Source organism: Dactylosporangium sp. NPDC000244, from assembly GCF_040300725.1.
In the GTDB taxonomy this organism is placed as follows: Bacteria; Actinomycetota; Actinomycetes; order Mycobacteriales; family Micromonosporaceae; genus Dactylosporangium.
Genome location: NZ_JBEPEH010000029.1, coordinates 1 through 18,410, shown reverse-complemented (window position 1 = coordinate 18,410; position 18,410 = coordinate 1). Strand labels below are relative to the sequence as shown.

Annotated in this window: 18 protein-coding genes; 17 read left to right on the top strand and 1 reads right to left on the bottom strand. The window is 66.5% G+C overall.

Annotated elements, in window-relative coordinates; all coding sequences use genetic code 11:
* Positions 1-110: 110 nt before the first annotated feature.
* The 16 genes from ABT369_RS35775 (at position 111) to ABT369_RS35700 (ending at position 14,308) form a co-directional block, all read left to right on the top strand.
* Positions 111-851: a hypothetical protein gene (locus ABT369_RS35775; protein WP_350618858.1), complete on the top strand. Its 741-nt coding sequence runs from the start codon at positions 111-113 to the stop codon at positions 849-851.
* Complete coding sequence (locus ABT369_RS35770; protein WP_350618856.1) at positions 844-1,587, top strand: alpha-1,2-fucosyltransferase; 744 nt, start codon at positions 844-846, stop codon at positions 1,585-1,587. The genes ABT369_RS35775 and ABT369_RS35770 overlap by 8 nt, the downstream gene beginning before the upstream one ends.
* A 68-nt stretch (positions 1,588-1,655) precedes the next feature.
* Positions 1,656-2,645 (top strand): GDP-mannose 4,6-dehydratase, encoded by a 990-nt coding sequence (gene gmd, locus ABT369_RS35765; RefSeq protein ID WP_350618854.1) that lies wholly within the window; start codon positions 1,656-1,658, stop codon positions 2,643-2,645.
* 52 nt (positions 2,646-2,697) lie between these two features.
* On the top strand, positions 2,698-2,949 hold the full coding sequence (locus ABT369_RS35760) for a phosphopantetheine-binding protein (protein WP_350618852.1): 252 nt from the start codon (positions 2,698-2,700) through the stop codon (positions 2,947-2,949).
* Between the two features lie 37 nt (positions 2,950-2,986).
* Positions 2,987-3,223, top strand: coding sequence for an acyl carrier protein (locus ABT369_RS35755; RefSeq protein WP_350618850.1), 237 nt, complete (start codon positions 2,987-2,989; stop codon positions 3,221-3,223).
* A complete protein-coding gene (locus ABT369_RS35750) occupies positions 3,220-4,107 on the top strand; it encodes a class-II aminoacyl-tRNA synthetase family protein (RefSeq protein WP_350618848.1) in 888 nt (295 codons plus the stop codon). Before ABT369_RS35755 ends, ABT369_RS35750 begins: the two co-directional genes overlap by 4 nt.
* A 31-nt stretch (positions 4,108-4,138) precedes the next feature.
* The gene (locus ABT369_RS35745; RefSeq protein WP_350618847.1) at positions 4,139-5,137 is read left to right on the top strand and encodes a hypothetical protein; all 999 of its coding nucleotides are present in this window, start codon (positions 4,139-4,141) and stop codon (positions 5,135-5,137) included.
* Positions 5,134-5,925 carry an LLM class flavin-dependent oxidoreductase gene (locus ABT369_RS35740; protein ID WP_350618846.1) on the top strand — a complete coding sequence of 264 codons (792 nt, stop codon included), beginning with the start codon at positions 5,134-5,136 and terminating at the stop codon, positions 5,923-5,925. The genes ABT369_RS35745 and ABT369_RS35740 overlap by 4 nt, the downstream gene beginning before the upstream one ends.
* A 76-nt stretch (positions 5,926-6,001) precedes the next feature.
* Entirely contained in the window at positions 6,002-6,853 is an 852-nt protein-coding gene (locus ABT369_RS35735) for a transglutaminase-like domain-containing protein (protein ID WP_350618845.1), read from the top strand.
* Between the two features lie 10 nt (positions 6,854-6,863).
* Positions 6,864-7,709, top strand: coding sequence for a hypothetical protein (locus ABT369_RS35730; protein WP_350618844.1), 846 nt, complete (start codon positions 6,864-6,866; stop codon positions 7,707-7,709).
* The gene (locus ABT369_RS35725; protein ID WP_350618843.1) at positions 7,706-8,896 is read left to right on the top strand and encodes a beta-ketoacyl synthase N-terminal-like domain-containing protein; all 1,191 of its coding nucleotides are present in this window, start codon (positions 7,706-7,708) and stop codon (positions 8,894-8,896) included. The genes ABT369_RS35730 and ABT369_RS35725 overlap by 4 nt, the downstream gene beginning before the upstream one ends.
* A complete protein-coding gene (locus tag ABT369_RS35720; RefSeq protein ID WP_350618842.1) occupies positions 8,893-9,735 on the top strand; it encodes an enoyl-CoA hydratase/isomerase family protein in 843 nt (280 codons plus the stop codon). Before ABT369_RS35725 ends, ABT369_RS35720 begins: the two co-directional genes overlap by 4 nt.
* A 56-nt stretch (positions 9,736-9,791) precedes the next feature.
* Entirely contained in the window at positions 9,792-10,754 is a 963-nt protein-coding gene (locus ABT369_RS35715) for an LLM class flavin-dependent oxidoreductase (RefSeq protein WP_350618841.1), read from the top strand.
* Entirely contained in the window at positions 10,751-12,172 is a 1,422-nt protein-coding gene (locus ABT369_RS35710) for a condensation domain-containing protein (protein ID WP_350618840.1), read from the top strand. The genes ABT369_RS35715 and ABT369_RS35710 overlap by 4 nt, the downstream gene beginning before the upstream one ends.
* An 11-nt stretch (positions 12,173-12,183) precedes the next feature.
* The gene (locus ABT369_RS35705) at positions 12,184-13,194 is read left to right on the top strand and encodes a GDP-L-fucose synthase family protein (RefSeq protein WP_350618839.1); all 1,011 of its coding nucleotides are present in this window, start codon (positions 12,184-12,186) and stop codon (positions 13,192-13,194) included.
* On the top strand, positions 13,184-14,308 hold the full coding sequence (locus ABT369_RS35700; RefSeq protein ID WP_350618837.1) for a DegT/DnrJ/EryC1/StrS family aminotransferase: 1,125 nt from the start codon (positions 13,184-13,186) through the stop codon (positions 14,306-14,308). Before ABT369_RS35705 ends, ABT369_RS35700 begins: the two co-directional genes overlap by 11 nt.
* Before the next feature lie 52 nt (positions 14,309-14,360).
* Here the strand turns inward: ABT369_RS35700 and ABT369_RS35695 are convergent, their stop codons facing one another.
* The gene (locus tag ABT369_RS35695) at positions 14,361-15,191 is read right to left on the bottom strand and encodes a hypothetical protein (protein ID WP_350618835.1); all 831 of its coding nucleotides are present in this window, start codon (positions 15,189-15,191) and stop codon (positions 14,361-14,363) included.
* An 880-nt stretch (positions 15,192-16,071) separates the two neighbouring features.
* On the opposite strand from ABT369_RS35695, the gene ABT369_RS35690 reads away from it, so the two are divergent.
* Complete coding sequence (locus ABT369_RS35690; RefSeq protein WP_350618833.1) at positions 16,072-18,201, top strand: DUF8189 domain-containing protein; 2,130 nt, start codon at positions 16,072-16,074, stop codon at positions 18,199-18,201.
* The last annotated feature ends 209 nt before the right edge of the window (positions 18,202-18,410 follow it).

Here is an 18,410-nt window from a genome sequence, read left to right as displayed (position 1 = left end):
CAAGCCGACTCACAGGCGTCGATTATTCACGCCACGGGGTTCGCAGGCTGCCTCGCGCCGGGCCATGACTGGGTCGAAGCGACACATGAGACACTGCGAAGGAAGGTAATATGTGGGTCAATTTGCTGCAGGAACAAATAGAATCGGTCCAGGCGGCCGTTCTGAATGCAGTGGACAGCGCGGATCACATCGAAGCGACCCAGAAGGTTTCCGATTTTCTGATGCGCGCCGGTCCACCCGGCGGACCGCAGAACAGAGCCGGCCGGACGCGCTGGCATCTCGGATCCTCGGCGGTGCATGACGACACCGGATCCGCTGTCGGCTACACCACGTGCCTTGCCTGGACGACGGCCGGCGTCGTGACCAGTGCCGCGGTGTACGTCTCGACAACCGGGTCGGTTCACAGCACGACGCTCGGGGAACGATCCGTGCCGCGGCATGAGGTGACGGGCTCGGACACCCCGCAGGACGCATCGGTGCTGAGCGTGGGTTGGTCGGTGCCTGCCGAGGACCGATTGGACGCCTTCGAGAAAGCGCTCTCCGAATCCGGCTACCACACAGTCCCGGTCGGATCGCAAACGCTGGCCCTGCTCGACGTGGCCGAGGGCCGCGCGGCGTGTTTCGTGGGTCGGGTGGCCGATCCGGCGACGAGGCTTGCGACCTCGCTGCTGATCTCCGAAGCGCACGGCCAGGTCAGCGACTGGTCAGGCGGATATCCGGGGCTGGACGACGATTCGGTCATCGCCGGATCCCACTTCACGCACTATCAGCGTCTCACCCGACTTCTGGGCGCCACACATCGGGCCGCGGAATCAGCGATCGATCCGCAGGAGGTGTCGCACAGTGCGTGAGCGCGCAGTCACGTTCTCCACCCTCGGGCTCGAGGGTCGGCTCGGTAACCAGCTGTGGCAGATCGCCGCGGTGATCGGCCGCTCGCTGGAGCTCGGCCTGCCGATCCGGCTGCCGGCCTGGAACTACGCCGACGCATTCAATCTGCCGCGCTCATGGTTCGCACTTCCCGACGAGAACGACATTCAAGTGTCGGATCTGGTGGACTACCTCACGCCGGTGGACAGGTTCGTGCTCCAGGACATCCGGCTGTGGTGGCCTTATGAGCAGCAGGTCAGGGAGTACCTGACACCGGCAAGGCACGTCCTCGACGAAGTCGACGCGCTCTACGGCGACGTGCTCGAGCGCGGCGATGTGACCGGCGTCCACGTTCGACGTGGCGACTACCTGCTCTACCCGGACAAATATCCGCTGCCGACGGTGGACTACTACCGCAGGGCAATCGAACGCTTCTCGGCGAAAAATATCATTGTCTTCACCGACGATCCGCAATGGGTCACGGACAACATGCCGTTCCTCGACGGTGCTCGGATGACGTGCCAGCCGTTCGGTTTCCTCGACCTCGCATGCATGTCGCGATGCAGCCGGCTCGTCATTGCCAATTCGTCGTTCTCCTGGTGGGGGGCCTTCCTCTCCGGTTCGGCCGAGATCGTCCACCCGCGTCATTGGTACACGGCGGAGCATCGCGACGTCGTGTCGGAGTGGATAACTCCCCCGCATTGGACAGCGGGCGACTGAGGACGTCATCTTCCCCCGCCGCCGCCGACTGCCGCTGGAATTCTATTTAACGGGGAATAGCAAAGGATATGACCAAAAAGGCATTCATCACCGGTCTGACCGGCCAGGACGGCTCATATCTGGCGGAACTGCTGCTGGACAAGGGATACGAGGTTCACGGGGTCGTCCGACGAGCGTCCACACCCAACGTCGAGCGCCTGGCGCACCTGAGCACCGCGCTGCATCCCGCGGGGTCCGGGCTGCACCTGCACTACGGGGATCTCACCGAGAGCTCGCGTTTGATGGCCCTCCTCCAGCAGATCCGGCCCGACGAGGTATATCACCTCGCCGCCCAGACCGACGTGCGGGCCAGCTTCGACCAGCCCGAGTTCACCGGTGACATCACCGGCATGGGGACGACCCGGATCCTGGAAGCGATCAGGCTGATCGATCTCGAATGCCGCTTCTACCAGGCGTCCAGTTCCGAGATGTTCGGCGCCTCGCCGCCACCGCAGAACGAGGACACCGCATTCTGGCCGCGGAGTCCCTACGGCGCGGCCAAGACCTACGCGTATTGGGTGGCCCGGAACTACCGCGAGGCACACGGCATGTTCGTCGCGAACGGCATCATGTTCAACCACGAGTCGCCGCGACGGGGCAAGGCGTTCGTCACGCGCAAGATCACGCATGCGGTCGCGCGGATCAAAGCCGGCTACGACACGGAGCTCTACCTGGGCAACCTGGAGGCCGTGCGGGACTGGGGATACGCCAAGGAGTACGTCGAGGCGATGTGGCTCATGCTGCAGGCCGACGAACCGAGCGATTACGTCATCGCCACCGGGACCGCACACACCGTCAGGGATTTTGCGGAGCAGGCGTTCGGTCACGTTGGGCTGGACTGGCAACGGTACGTCCGGTTCGACGAGCGTTATCTGCGCCCGACTGAGGTGGACTCGCTGATCGGCGACGCCTCGAAGGCCGCCGTCGAACTCGGCTGGAAACCGAAGACGCTGGTGCCGGAGCTCGCTTCGTTGATGGTCGAAGAAGACCTCAAATCGGTGCTCGCGCAACGTTCGTAATGAACGATTCGCCACCGCCTGATTCTCGACTCCCCGATGGGCGAGGTACATCATGAGTACGGAAACGATAGACGCGCAACTGGAAGAAATTGTCCGTGAGTATTGCCCGGATCTCGAACCACGCGCCTCTCTCGGCACGGATGACAATCTGACGGACTTCGGCCTGAACTCGGTGGGCACGATCGGAATCGTCGTGGCCGTGGAGCAGGTTTTCAACGTCACGCTGTCCGACGAGGATCTGTCCTTCGAGACCTTCAAGAGCATTCGCAGCCTACGGCTCACCGTGCTGAAGTACCTTGCGTAGTCCCACACCATCTGGAGGAAAAGAGGATAGAGCGGCAATGTTGGATGTTCGGTTTGAAGCCATATTGCGGTCCGTCGCGGAGCTTCCGGACGATCTGCCGATCACCGGTGAGCAGAACCTGCGGAGTGAGCTGGGCATCGACTCGCTGGTGCTCCTGGATCTCATCGTGAACCTGGAGGCCGAATACGGCGTCGAGTTGCGCGACGAGCTTTCGGCGGACGTGGGAACCGTCGAAGACCTCTGGCTCGAGGTCAGCCGGGCGGTGACGCCATGAACGACCTGCAGGGACTCTCCCCGGTGCGCGGCAGCGTGATGCTCGACGAGTTGCGGGCCAACCGGTCGCTCTCGTCGGTGGCGAACGCGACCGGGCTCATCGGCTACCGCTTCCACGGCCGGCTCTTCGACGCCTTCGAGGCGCTGGACCGCGCGCTGGTCCGCTTCTTCGAGCAGCGTTTCCCGCTCACCTCCCATTCCTGCACGACACTGGTGCAGCGGGACGTGCTCGAGACGATCGACTTCTTCGACAAGCTCCCCTGCATTCCCATGAGCGCGGTGCCCCACGAGGCCGCTTCGGCCGACATCTCGAGGCACGACGAGTGGGTGCTCAGTCCCTCCACCTGCTACCACACCTTCGCCCACCTGGCGGATATCGACGAGCGATGGGACCTGCGTTGGTACACGGCGCGTGGGACCTGCCATCGCTTCGAGCCGTCGGCCGAGGTCTTCCGGCTGGCGAGTTTCACGATGCGCGAGTTCGTCCTCATCGGCGATGAGGACTCGGTGGTGAGCCAGGGCGAGTCGGCGTTCAATGCGGCCGTCGACCTGGTCAGAAACCTCCACGGTGAGGTTTCCGTCAAGACCGCGAATGACGTCTTCTACGGCGACCGCGCGGAGGTGACGCGCCGGGTGCAGTTGGCGCGTGGCGTCAAGCGGGAGATATCCGTTCCCTGGGACGACGGGAGCGAGGTCGCCATCGGCTCTCGCAACCTGCACCGAGATCTGTTCACCACGTCTTTCCGGATCGGCGTGGAGGTGGAAGGCCCGGCCATGCATTCGATGTGCATCGCCTTCGGCATCGAGCGGATGTTGCTGGCACTGCTGGCGCGCACCGAGAACCACGACCCGGAACGTCTCATCGCCGCGCTCGACGAGCTGTAAGCGCCAGTCCGTGGGATCTCACACAGACCACGTGAAGGCGGGCCAGGTCCAGCAGTTCCCCGTGGCGGCACACAACTGCTTCTCGGGGAGCTTCCAGCAGCTGGCGGTCCTCCTTGGTCAGGAGGTCGAGGAGCCAGCAATCATGGAAGCGGGAGACGGCTACCTTCTGCGGGCCGGACTGGACGAACGGTCGTGCCCGGAGCTCGTGTTCGGAGTCGAGGCCGTCGTTCTGTCCGGCTTGACCGCGCTGGGGTTCGAGGCCCGAGCCGTGGCAATCAGGCCGGACGGGTGGCGCGAGCAACTCCGTGACCTGCTGGCCGAGCATGCCGGTGTCGTCGTCTGGGTCAACTCCGCGCACCTGGACTATTCCGTTGTCTACTCGTCCCATCCCGGCTTCATGCACGCCGTCCTGATCCTGGAGCTGTCCGCGGATCTGCGGCGGATCAAGGTTTTCGACTCGCTCGTCGACGACCGCAACCGCTATTCCTGTGTTGTCTGGATGACGGACAGTGCGCTGGAAGGCGCGGTCCTCGACCGCTTACGTTCGAAGTCCCTCGATCACATGGGACGCTTTCACACGTTGGTCGCGGCCCACGCGCATCCGGCCGACAGCACGCACATCGCGGCGGCGGGCCTGCTGCGACAGGCGAAGGCGTTCCGCGGAAACTCCTGCTACCGCAATGCCGTCCACGAATACCGGCTGTTGTGCGGAGAAGCCCTGGCCGGCCCAGCGGACACCGCCAAGCTCGCGGCACGGCGTCTCTTCGACCATGTGAACGTTCTGTACGTTCTTCCGAGTCTGAGACTGCTTGAACGGTCACTGCGCCGGGCCGAAGTGCCGGACTACGTCGCTGATCTGTGCCGGTCGCTCATGGATGAGTGGCGCGTACTCGGCCTGCAGTCGCTCAAGTTCGCAGCGACGTCCTCCAGTTCGATCGCGAGCCGCATCGATGAACGGTTCGAACGATTGAGCACGGCCACCACGCACCTGTGGGACGTCCTGCTCATGGAGACGGAGAGTGGGAAATGACGATTTCGCGGCTCCGCGGGCTGTCGGTGGTCATCGGCTCAGGTAAGGGTTGGGAGAGCGAGGGATGGCGTGCGGCGGTGGAAACCGCGCGTATTGCGGAGTCCTGTGGCTTCCACTCGATATGGCTGACCGACGGCGGACGCGACGTCGACGAGGTCCGGCACAATCCTGCTCTCGTGGCCGCAGCCGTGGCTGTCAACACCCGGCGCATCCGGGTGCGGGTCGAGGTGGCGGATCCGCCGGCGTCCGATCCTCTGCGAGTGGCGGAGGAATGGTCAGTTGTGGACAACCTCTCGGACGCACGCGTCGAACTGCTCTCAAGGCTCAGGGGAGACCGCGCCGGTGCGCAGATCCTCTCCGTCCGTGAACTCTGGAGTGGCAAGCCCGTGCTCCGGGCCGGGCCGGGCGAGGAGGAGTACAGCGTCCGCACGTACCCCGCTCCGCGGCGGCCGGAGCCGACGTGCTGGTTCGCAGACCTCGGCGCCGGGCCCGCATCCGGGATTCCCCCCGAGCTGAACGCCGGGGTCTTCATCGCCGGCGAACTCGCCGTCGACCGGATCGCGCAGCGAGCCGGGCTGCTGCGAGACCAGTTCCAGGCGATGCGTGGAAGGCCGGCGCGGCTGGCCGTCGCGGCCGGCACGACCCTGCGGCCGGAGGAGGTCCAGGAAATCTATGCGCTGGGCGTCGAGGAGCTCGTATATACGCTCGACATCGAAGCAACGCGCGACCATCTTGCCGAGGCCGTGACAGAACTGGCGCGCGCCAAGGGCCTGACCGACATTGCGTAAACAGGTTGATCCGCAGGAGCTCGAGCAGGCCTTGGGTCGTGCGCTGGTGAAGCCCGAGTGGTCCAGGTCTTACACCGTGTCGCGCACGCAGGCACTTGCGGTCTACGGCGTCGACAGCGAATTCGTCGACGTCCTTGTCGACATGGGCTTCCCCTGCGAGATCCGGCGCGATCACGTCGCGTTCGATCCGCTGGACCTGGAAAATCTGGGCCTGGATCTGAGGCTTCCATCGGCGAGCCGTGCCGCCATGGCGCTCTGGACCAGATCGTTCAAGGACCCCACCCGCCTGGCCACGGCTCGCTGCACCGTACAGATTTCATGGTCCTGCCCGGTCCCGGGACATGCCGGGGGGTGTGACCATGATGGTGACTTCACCGTGAGCTCGCAGATCGAGGGCCGGTCGGTGGGCCCGGTGGTCCATGACCGCACCGGCTGGAAAACCGAGCTGGACGTGCGGCTGCTGCATGACGACCACGTTTTCCGGAACGGTTTCTCGGCTCTCGTCCAGGAGGCTGGAAAGCTCCACTTCCACCGGCTCATTCCCGAGCTGGCCCAGGATATGGAGTTTCTTCGCCGGCATCGCATCGCCGACTGCAGGTCGGCGAACATCTACCTCGCCGGGGTGGCCGCCGCGGCGGACCTGGTGGTTCGCCAGGCATCGGGATACTTCGTGGGTTCCCCCTTCCTCGTGCCCCACATGTGGCTCGAGGTCGACGTGGACGGGCGCTGGGTCGCCGCGGATCCGTTCTTTCTGAACACTCTCGCGCGCTGGGGCGTCGTCAACGCGGCCGACTGGCCGCCCACGAGATCTCCCCGCAACGTTCTCTGGCGGATTCGCGGCGACCACGAGGAAGAGCCGCTGATAAAGCACGGTGCGGTGGGCGTACCCGTGAAGCTCGTAGCCCGCATGAGTTACGAAGGCCGCTGAAGGTGAATTCGTGTTCCAGTTCAGTTTTGGCGAGGTTGACCTCGTTGTGCTCGACATACCAGAGGACTCCTCCGAACCTTCGGCTCCACCCGGAGATCTCTACGACGTCATCGGCTCCGAGGGTGACCGCTATCGCGACTGGTTCACCCGCGGCTGCCTCTATGTAGTGGGAAAGTCACTCGACCCGTCCGAATCGACTGCGAACCAGATCGTCGTCATCGGCACCGAGTACGGGAACACTCCAGCGCTGCTGGGGCTGCAACGTGCGGCGCAGTCGCAGGGGCGGCGGCTGTCCCCGCAGTACTTCCCGGGTGCGACCTCGAGTTCCGCTGCGGCGTTTCTCAGCATGCGCATCGGAGCGACCGGCGGTAACTACACGATCAACGCCGGCATCCTCACGCCGATCATGGCGTTCTGGCAGGCGCTGTGTGGCCTGGGCTACCCGCAGAGCGCCGGGAGCAGGCTGCTGGTGGGCGACGTCTATTGCGTGGAAGCCCGTGAGGACGCCGCGAAGGAAGCGCCGGAACTCGCGTGTGAATCCGGGCTCGTGCACACCTGCCTCACGGCGGGGTCCGAGTTCGAGGCACGCTTCGAGTTCGCCGAGACACCCGAAGAAGACGAGGCCGGTGGGTCGAGGCCGCCCCGGACATCGCTGCGTGGGCCGGTCGCGGCTCCGCGCGACGGCTACGGCCGCAACGGTGCCTTCGCCCTGGCGGATCTGCTCCGGACCGCCCGCCGGACGGAAGTTGGCGAGGTCGTCAGCATGGAATGTCTCGGCTTCGGAGGGCCTCGCGGGAAGGTGACGATCACCCGCTTGTCAGCGCCTGGTGTAGCCGCGGAACGGAGCGCCCGATGACGACCGCCGCGCCAAGGGTGTTTGTGACGGGTCTGGGCATCATCTCGCCGGCGGGAGCCGACAGGCACGCCTACTGGGACGGCCTCTGCTCAACCGCACCCCTCTTCGGCGACCTGCCGCCCCTCTACGAGGGAATGAAGCCCGGCGCGATCGGGGCGTGGGTACCTGAGTCGGCTCGCAAGGCCGCCCTGGCCGCGAGCAGGATCTCGGCGGGGACGACGAGACCACGGATGGCGGAGGTCTACGCCGCGTACGCCGCGACGGAGGCCATTGCAGACGCCGGCCTGTGCGCCGCGGACACCTCCCTGTCGCGAGCCGTGGTCTGCGTCGGCACCAGTGACGGCCAGGCCGACGTGCTCGAGGCGGTCTGCGCCGGCGTCGATGACGGGTCCGGACGCTTCTCGAGTGCCGGCATCGGGTCCTCGGTCGCTCGGGTCGTGGGCAGTGCGGGGCCGGCCTTCGTGGTGCAGGCGACCTGCGCGTCGACGAATGCCGCACTCTCCTGTGCGCGGGATGCGCTCAGGTCGGGTCTTGCCGAGACCGCGGTGGTGGTGGGCTGCGATGCGTACTCGCAGAAGAACATCATCGGCTTCAGCAGCCTGCAGGCCATCGGCCCGGCGGCGTGCCGGCCGTTCTCGCGATCTCGACGCTTCGTGACGCCCGCCGAGGGCGCAGGGGCGTTGGTCCTCCAGACCGAACGCGCGCTGCGTCCGGACCAGGTGCCCTATGCGGAGCTGGTCGCGGCGTCGATCAGCAACGACGCCAGCCACCCGACGGCCCCTGATCCCGCGGGAGTCAGGGCGTGCCATCGCCGTGCGCTCGAAGAAGCCGGCCTGGAGGCGTCCGCCATCGATGTGATCTATGCCCACGGCACCGGCAGCCGGATCAACGATGCGATCGAGGGCAGCATCTTCGTCGAAGACTTTCCGCACGCCGCGGTGACGGCCGTCAAGGGCACCATCGGCCACATGATGGGCGCCGCGGGCGCGGCCGGCGCCGTTGCGGCCTGCCTGACGCTGAGGCATCGCCTGGTGCCGCCGACCGCGATCGACGCAAGCGAGATCGAGCTCGGCATGGATCTCGTCACGGGAGCGGCCCGCCCGGTCCCGGACGTCCGTTACGTGCAGAACAACGCATTCGGGTTCGGCGGGAACAATGCCATCAGCATCTTCCGGCGGACATCGTGAGCGACTCGGTCCCCGGCTCTGATGAGGGCGGCGCCGCGACGCGCCCGGTCCCGCACGATCTCAACGGTCGGCTGCGGCTGTCGATCGACGGCCCGCTTGCGGTGGTCACCGTGAACAATCCGCCGCACAACCTCTTCGACGAGGACATGTGGCAGGCGTGGTTCGCAGCCGTCGACTGGTTGGAAAACAATGCGCCGCGGGCTCTGCTGATCAGGGCGGCGGGGCGTGTCGTCAGCGCGGGGGTCGACGTCCGAATCTTCCGCGACACCCCCGCCGACCAGGTCGAGCGGTACTGGCGCCGCAATCTGCGCATCGTCCAGGCGCTGGAGCGGCTGCCGTGCCCCACGGTGTTCGCGGCCCACGCGCTCACGCTCACCGCCGCCTTCGAGATCGCGCTCGCCTGCGACTTCATCGTCGCCGTGGGCAGTGCACGGTTCGGACTGGTCGAGCGCAGAGTCGCGTTCACACCGGCGATGGGCGGGACGCAACGCCTGGCGGAGCGGGCAGGCGTTTCACGAGCGCGGGAGCTTGTGATGACGGGCAGCCTGTACCGGGCGTCGACGCTTGCGGACTGGGGGGTCGTCAACGCCCTGTTCGAGCCCGCGACGTTTGCCGATGCGGCACGCGAGCTCGCGCTGGGCCTCGCCAACGGGCCCACCCGGGCGCATGCGGGGACGAAGCAGGTCATCAGGGAGTACTGCCGCGGCGGTGTGGTTGCGGCCGATGCCGTCCTGCCGGCCGTGGCGCACCGCGTCTCGGGTACCGCGGATCACCACCGGGCGGTGGCGGGCTTCTTGGCGCACGGGCCCGATCACAGCACCGAATACCTCGGCCGGTAGCCGGTCCGGGGAACCTGCCTCAGGAGTCGGCCGTGCCGGAGAAAGGAAGTCCGATCGTGGATCTCAGCCTGTTCTACTTCGCGGATGATTCGACCCGGCAAGCCGCACGACGTTACGACCTTCTGCTGCACGGCGCGCGGTTCGCCGACACTCACGGCTTTGCCGCCGTGTGGACGCCCGAGCGCCACTTCCATCGCTTCGGCGGAAACTACCCGAACCCCGCGGTCACCGGAGCGGCCGTTGCGGCTGTGACGGAGAGGGTCGCGGTACGCGCCGGAAGCGTCGTCGCGCCGCTTCACGACCCTGAGCAGATCGTGCGGGATTGGCGGCTGATCAACACGTCCTCGAACGGGCGGGCCGGCGTGTCGCTCGCCTCGGGATGGAATCGCGGCGATTTCGTCCTGAACTCGACCGGCTTCGAGGACCGCGTTCGGTTGACCACCGAGGCCGTGCATGCCCTGCGGGGGACGGGAATTCCGCTCTGGCTCACGTCGGGAGGCAGCCCCGAGACATTCGTCGCGGCCGGACGCCTGGGGGTCGGTGTGCTGACCCACCTGGCCTCACAGACTCCCGCGGTGCTGGCTCAACGCATCCAGGAATATCGCGCGGCTTTTCGCGACGGTGGACACCCCGGCTCGGGTCATGTCGCGCTCATGCTTCACGCCTACGTGGGGCAAACGGAACGCGAGGTCGAACAGGAGGTTCGCGGCCCACTGGAGGACTACCTCATGAGCGCGATGAACCTGATGCGGCCCGGGGACGACTCCCGCTCGGATGCCCAGAGCAGGCTGAGGCTCGCTCGCCTCGCCGTTCAGCCGGCGTATGAGAAATACATGCACGGCGGCAGCCTCATCGGCACGGTCGATCAGGCCCTTCCCGTCGCCGAGGAGTTCGGCCGGATGGGCGTCGACGAAATCGCCTGCCTCGTTGACTTCGGCCTTCCGACGGAGGTCGTCCTGGGCGGTTTGGAGAATCTGGACACCTTGCTGCAGACGATACGTGGAAGGGCCCTGTCGTGAAGATTCTGAAGCAGCACAGCATGCGCTACTCGGGCTGCGATGCGGGCGTCTACGAACTCGGCTGGGCGCAGGGCGAGATGCTCGGCTACATACGTTCGCGCGGCCCCGGGAATCTCGTGTATGTCACCAAATTCGGCTCGCTGGACGGCGGCTCCGTCAGCCTCGAAGGAGTGCTCGAGGCGATTCGCATGACCTGCGAGGCACATGAGGCTCTTCGGACGCGCTACCTCGAGAGGGACGGCCGATGGCTTCAAGAGATCCTGGGCGCCGGCGAAATTTCCGTAACCGAGCTGTCCGCCACGTCGGCCCGGCTCGACGCGGCGGAAGTTGTCGCGCTGCTCGGCCCACTGTCGCCCGAGCCCGACGAAGTTCCCGTGAGAGTCGCGGTGGTCACCTTCGAGGGCAGGCCGGTCCACGTCTATCTGGCCATTCATCATGCCTCCGCGGACAACATGGGCGCGGAGATCGCGTGTCAGGAGATCTGCCGGCGGAGTCTCGGCCTGACCGTCCTGACGTCTTCCGCATGGCAGCCGCATCAGATAGTCGAGTTCGAAGCGAGCCCGGCCGGGCGGGCATTGGCGGAAAGGTCCGCCCGACACCACTGCGCCATATTCCGCGACCTGGCCGACGTTGACGAACCTCTGACGGACCGTTCCGTGACACCCCTGCGGGAGTATCAGCTCACGTCGCCGGCCGTGGTGGTCGCGGCACAGCAGATCGCCCGACGACTGAACGTGAGCGCCTTGAATGTCGCCTTGGCGGCGTACTGCGCCGCGCTCTCCGCCAAAGTGTCGAAGGACAGATTTCCCCTGGCGTTGACGAGCGGGAACAGGTTCAACCCGAACCTTCAGATGGCAGTCGCGAAACTTGCCCAGTCCACGGGCCTCTCCGTCGACGTCGGGGTATCGACGTTCGAGGAATTCTGCCGCCAGACAGGCAATTCGACACTCCTGGCCTATCGCTACGGGATCTACGATCCGGAGCTCATGAAGAAATCCTACGACGAGATGAAGGCGGAGCACGGGAAAGAGGTGTTCTTCCCGTATCTGGTCAACTGGAACTTGACGACGCCCATCCAGGGCCCGGGCCCGGAACTGCGCGGCGACGAGTTGCGTCGGATCGAGGCACAGCTCGGCATTCCGCGCGAGGAGCTGAGGCAACTGCTGGATCGCGGGGTCTGCGCTGCCAAAAACCCCGAGGACGGGGTGCGCTTCACCGACCTCGCGCTGGACATCTACGAATTCTCCGACCGGGCGGACATGAGACTGCGCAGCGACCTGAGGTTCTTCCCGGACGCCGATCTCCGGTGCCTGCTGCGCTCGACCGAACGTCTCCTGGTCGACATCGCCTGCGGCACCGAGGAGATCGACATGCGGCACCTTCTCGACACCTTGTGCCACGACAGTCACAGCAGCTGAAAGGGGACCTGATGCTTGCCGAACCAGGTGTTCAAGCCGCTCCCGTGAGCGAGGTGATATTTCCGCTCGCCGGCCGCCGTGTGTGGGTCGCCGGGCACAAGGGGATGGTGGGGTCGGCACTCGTCAGGCGGCTTGCGGAGAGCGATGTCGAGCTTGTCACCGTCGGCCGTGACGAACTCGACCTGCGCGACAGTGACGCGACGTTGCGGTGGGTCAGGGACGTCGCGCCTGAGATGATCTTCATTGCGGCCGGCCGGGTCGGCGGGATAGCCGCGAATGCCAGCTTCCCGGCGGACTTCATCGCCGACAACCTGGCGATCAACATGTCGGTCATCTCCGCCGCGGTCCGTACCGACGTGCCGAAGCTGATGGTGCTCGGCTCCTCCTGCATCTATCCGAAGCACGCGGAGCAGCCGATGCGCGAGAGCTCGCTGCTCACCGGGGCGATCGAGCCGACGAACGTGTGGTACGCGATCGCGAAGATCTCGGCTCTGAAGCTGGCCGAGGCATATCGCATCCAGTACGGCCACGACTTCATCTCCGCCATGCCGACGAGCCTGTTCGGGCCGAACGACAACTTCGACGAGGGTCGCGGACACGTCATCCCGGCGCTGATGTCGAAGGCACGCCACGCCGTGGAGACGAAGGCCGGCGTGCTCGAGGTCTGGGGTTCGGGCGCCCCCAAGCGCGAGTTCCTTCACGTGAGCGACTGCGCCGATGCGCTGGTCTATCTCGCGGAACGCCACTCGGCCCCCGAGACGGTGAACGTCGGGAGCGGATCCGAGGTCTCGATCCGGGAGATCGCCGAGAAGATCTGCGCGATCGCCGGATTCGACGGCGAGCTCAGCTTCGACCCTTCGCGTCCGGACGGCGCGCCGCGGAAGTGGGTCGAGTCCAGCCGGATCAGGGAAATGGGCTGGGCGCCCCGCATCTCGTTCGACGACGGGCTCCGCGACACCTACGAGTGGTACCTCGCCGCACGCGCGAAGGCGCTGAAGGGATCGGTCGATCATGTCGGGTGACGGCTGGATTCGACAGGTGTCGCCGTACATCGGCCAAGAGGAGGCTGATGCGGTACGCCGGGTTGTGGAGTCGGGCTGGATCACCGAGGGCCCGGAGTCCGCGGCATTCGTCGAGGAGTTGAAGGAGTACGTCGGCGCCCGGTACGCCGTCCTCGCGCCGAACGGAACCCTGGCACTGGCGCTGGGCCTTCTGGCGCTCGGCATCGGCTCGGGCGACGAAGTGCTCGTCCCGGACACGACCTTCGTCGGCTCCGCGTCGGCGGTCCTGCTGACCGGAGCCAGGCCGGTGTTCGTCGACGTCGAGCCGACCACGTTTCAAATCGACCTGGCGGATGCCGAACGGCGGACGACGTCGGCCACGAGGGCTGTCATGCCCGTGCACCTCTACGGGACGGCGTGTGACATGGCCGCCGTGTCGGCGTTCGCCGACCGAAAGGGCATACAGGTCATCGAGGACGCCGCCCAGGGCATGGGGGTGCGTTTCGGGGACCAGCACGTCGGCACCTTCGGCGACGTGGGCTGCTTCTCCTTCTTCGCCGACAAGACGATCACGACCGGCGAAGGCGGATTCGTCACCTGTCGGGACGAGAAGACCTACGAGCGGCTGCGCCTGCTTCGGAATCAGGGACGCATGAACAGCGGAACGTTCATCCATCCCAGCGTGGGATTCAATCTCCGCATCACCGACATGCAGGCCGCTCTGGGACGCGTGCAACTGCGCAAGCTGAGCACGATTGTCGAGAGGAAGCAGGAACTCCACGCCGCATATCGCAAGGCGCTGAGCGGAATTCACGGCGTCAGGATCCTGGGCGCTGCCGAAGGCGCCAACCTGGTCCCGTTCCGCTGCGTGATTCTCGTGGATGACGCAGCGGCGCTCATGAAGCACCTTACGTCGTGCCAGATCGAGCCGAGATCATTCTTCTACCCGCTCCATCTCCAGCCCGCGTTCGCGTCGTTGCGCGATCCGGACGGCTCCGATCGCGACTTTGCAAATGCCGTGGCCGGATACGAGCGGGGTATCTGCCTTCCCATCCACAATTCGCTGACGTTCGACGACGTGTCGCGGATCGCGGGAGTCATTCGCGATCACCAGGAGCTGAGCCAAGGCGCGTAGACCGACGCCCCGCTCAGCGCTTGCTGGCGGGGCGTCAACGCAGGCATTGGGCCTACGCAGGGTGATCGGGCAGGCAGAGGACCGCGGTGGCGTCATCGCTGGCCTTGTAGCGCGGCCAGCGCTTTCCGTCGGGATCCGAGCCTTCGGCTTCGCGAATCTGCTGGATCAGGTGGCTGGGGCCGCGGGTGTCGAGGACGTCGAGCAGTCCGGCCCAGTCGGAAAGGTGGTAGTCCTCGACGAGGCACGAGGCGCCGTCACTGAGCAGAGCGGCGCGACCGAGGTGGGCACGGTCGATGGTGCCGGTCAGGGCGTGATAGGCGACATCGGGGCTGGAGCCGGCGACCCAGTAGCCGCCGGGCGTGTTGCGGTGCGGTCGCTGGGCGGACACCAGACGACTGACGGCCTGCCCGTGCTCAGGGGTGCCGATCTGATAGCGCAGGGTCTCTTTGTGCTCCGTCTGGGCGTAGTCGTCGGCACGCCGGTCGGAGATCTTCCTGATGCCGTCAGGGCCGTCGAGGAGGATAACGGAGTCGGCCAGCGAGAAATATTCGAACGTGGTCTCGTTTTCGCGCAGCATGGCAATGGAACTGCTGGGCGTGCCGGTGTGAGCCAGATCGCAGCTGTCGGCGTGGGATTCGGCGACGCGAGCAAGGGCAGCGGCCGCGCATTCGGTCAATGGCGTGTCGGGGCAGCGGGTGCTTTGCTCGATCAGGGCCGCCGAGAGGCGGGCGACGAACCAGCTTGTGCCGTGAATGCAGCCGGTGCCCAGATCGGCCGGGGAGGTGAGCCCATCGAGGACGAGGGCGACATGCGGCGTGGCGCCGACGATGTCTTCATTGGATTTGAGTGGGGATCCAGGAACTGAGGCGAAGTTGACGCGCACAGGTGATTGCCCCCCATGAGACGGAGTGGACAGCGCATTTGCGGCGCCGATGCAGCGGTCGCCATTGACGATGCCATCGGACGGCGCGATGTCGATAGCGACAGACCTCAATTAGTATAGGCGGCGCGGGATTCTTCAGCGACCCCGTGATGCGCTCTCAAAGGCGCGACATTCGAAATGGGTGGGGTGCAGGATCGCGGCGACTACCGTGCGACGCCGGCGGCACCGATCCTTCGAGGACCTGATCCTGCACCGGCCCGCCCCGCGGCGCCCTTGGCCCCGGGCCGGCGCCTGGCCGATGCGGGTGAGTGATCCGCCCCCGCCGGCCACGCCCACGCCGAAGGTGTCGCCATGTCGGCCGGGCCGCTCGAGACGGGCCAGCACCGGCCCGGCGCCCGGCGAACTGGACCGTATTGATGGATAGCGTTGACGTACCTGCGGAGGGCCGGGTCGACGACAAATGTGGTGGGGATGTTGGCGGCCGCAACGGAGAACGCCGGACAGCAGTACTAGGCCGGCAGCCACGAACGTCGTCGTAAGGCCGGCCACGATTCGAATGCGCACCGGCGCGCACTACCGTATGCGCGGCGCGCAGGGCTCATCGCAGCTCCGTGAACTCCTCCCAGGGCCGGTGAACGCCCGCTCCACGCGTGAGCGGCTCACTGCTCGATGTTCAGCCGGCCGTCGGGTTCAACGCCCAAACCGAACCGTGACGAGAACTCTTGCGTGTCGCCGACGCGCGGCTCACCACAGCCGGCCCGCGCTACTCCCGCCGGGATCCGGCCGGGCGTCGGGGCAGGCGTTTCGGGTGCGAATCCGGCGGAGGATCACAAAAGATATTCACGTTTGATCTACGTTCAGGGAGAACGAGCGACACCAGGTGCCGCTCCAACACCTGTACGGGGGGAAAGTGTTCGCAACGACGAACATCCGCAGGGGACCGGCATCCCGCGGACGAACCTGGGCCGGCACGGCGCTGGCCCTCGCCCTCACCGCGGCGACTGTCGCGGTGGCTACGCCGGCATACGCAGTACCAGTACCGACGGTAACGGATGTGTCACCAGCAGCGGGCCCGTTGGCCGGCGGTACCGAGGTGACCATCACCGGCACCGACCTGACCGGTGCCACCGCGGTCACCTTCGACGGCACGCCCGGGACCGGCCTGACGGCGGTCACCGCCACCAGCCTCAAGGTGACCACTCCGGCGAACAGCGCTGGCAACGCCGCGATCGAGGTGACAACGCCGGGCGGCACGTCCGACGGCACAGTGGAGTACACCTATGTGGCCGCGCCGACGGTGACGGGCGTGTCACCGCCGACCGGCCCGGCGGCCGGCGGTACCGAGGTGACCATCACCGGCACCTACCTGACCGGTGCCACCAAGGTCACCTTCGACGGCACGGCCGGCACCGGCCTGACGCCGATCGGCGCCACCAGCCTCAAGGTGACCACCCCGGCGCACGCCGCCGGCGACGCCGCGATCGTGGTCACCGCACCGGGTGGCATGTCCAACAACAACACCGTGTTCTCCTACACGGCGGCGCCGGCGGTGACAACGCAGCCGCTCGCGCAGTCGCGCAGCGCGGGCGGCACGGCCACGTTCACGGCGGCGGCCTCGGGCAACCCGACCCCGACGGTCAAGTGGCAGGAGAAGCTCCCGAACGGCAGCTGGACCGACATGAGCAGCCAGACGAATACGACGCTGACGTTCACCACGAATGAACAGCAGAACGGCGCGCAGTACCGTGCGGTGTTCCAGAACTCGCTCGGCAGCGCGACCACCGGCGCGGCGACGCTGACGGTGACCCCCGCGCCGGGGAACGCCCCGGACGCACCGGCGGCACCGACGGCGACGGCCGGCGTGTCGTCGATCGAGGTTACGTGGACGGCACCGACCGAGAACGGCTCGCCGGTCACCGGGTACACGGTGACGGCGAACCCGGGCCCGGCCACCTGCTCCACAAAGTCCAAGACCGAGACCAGTTGTGTCCTCGGCGCGAACGCGGGCATGTCCTACACCGTCACGGTGGTGGCCCAATCGGCCGCCGGCAACTCGGCGGCGAGCGCGGCGTCCAACTCCGTCACGCCGACGGCACCGACGACGCCGTCAACGGCACCGACGGCGGACTCGTCGCTCACCACCGACGTCGGCCCGATCAACGCCGCAGAGCCGGGACAGCAGATCACGATCAAGGGGTCCGGCTACGCGCCGTACTCCACGGTGATCATCGCGATGTACTCGAACCCGGTCCAACTGGGCAGCGTCATCACCGATGCCAGCGGTGACTTCACCCAGACGATCGCCATCCCGAGCGACCTCGACGCGACAAGCCACGCGCTGGTCGCAGCGGGTGTGGACCCGGACGGCGCCGCCCGGAACCTGCGCCTCGACCTCTACGTGGCGCCGGGCGCGACGATGAAGATCTCGGGTCCGATCGTGCGCAACAGCGACGGCCGTCCGCAGATGTTCGCGCGCGGCTCGAACAACAACCTGTACACCAGCGTCCAGGCCGTCGACGGCACCTGGGGCGCCTGGACGAACCTGGGCGGACTCATCTACAGCGAGCCGGTCGCCGTGCTGGACAACAACGGCCGGCTGCAGGTGTTCGCCGTCGGCGGTGACCACTCGATCTGGCACCGCCTGCAGAACAGCGACGGCTCGTTCGCCTGGTGGGTCCCGGTGGGCTCGCCGAAGTACCTGCACTCGCTGGCGCTGACCCAGAACGACGACGGCACGGTCGTCATCATGGGCCGCGGCCAGGACGACAACCTGTGGTCGATCAAGCAGGCCTCGACATCCGACCCGGGCTCGTGGACCGCGTGGGAGAACCTGAGCGGTCTCATCTACGGCAACCCGACGCTCTTCAAGCGCGAGGACGGTCTGATCGAGGTCTTTGCCATCGGTGGCGACGGCCAGATCTGGCACCGAGTCCAGACCACCAAGAACACGAACAACTTCGCATGGTGGTCCCGTGTCGCGATGTCGATGAGCAACCACGTCGGCCTGTGACCGTACCGGCTTGAACACCACAGCACGCAGCGGGCGCCCCGGCAACCTTCCCGGGGCGCCCGCCTTCATCAGCCCGACCTGGTCGAGGCAACGAACCTGAGGTTCCCCCCGGTAGCTGTCACGGGTTGGTCAGAAGCGTCGGGGGCACGGATACGCATTGCGTGATCCTGTGCAACGCGGCGCGGCAACCTTTTGAGGGACGTCGCGGG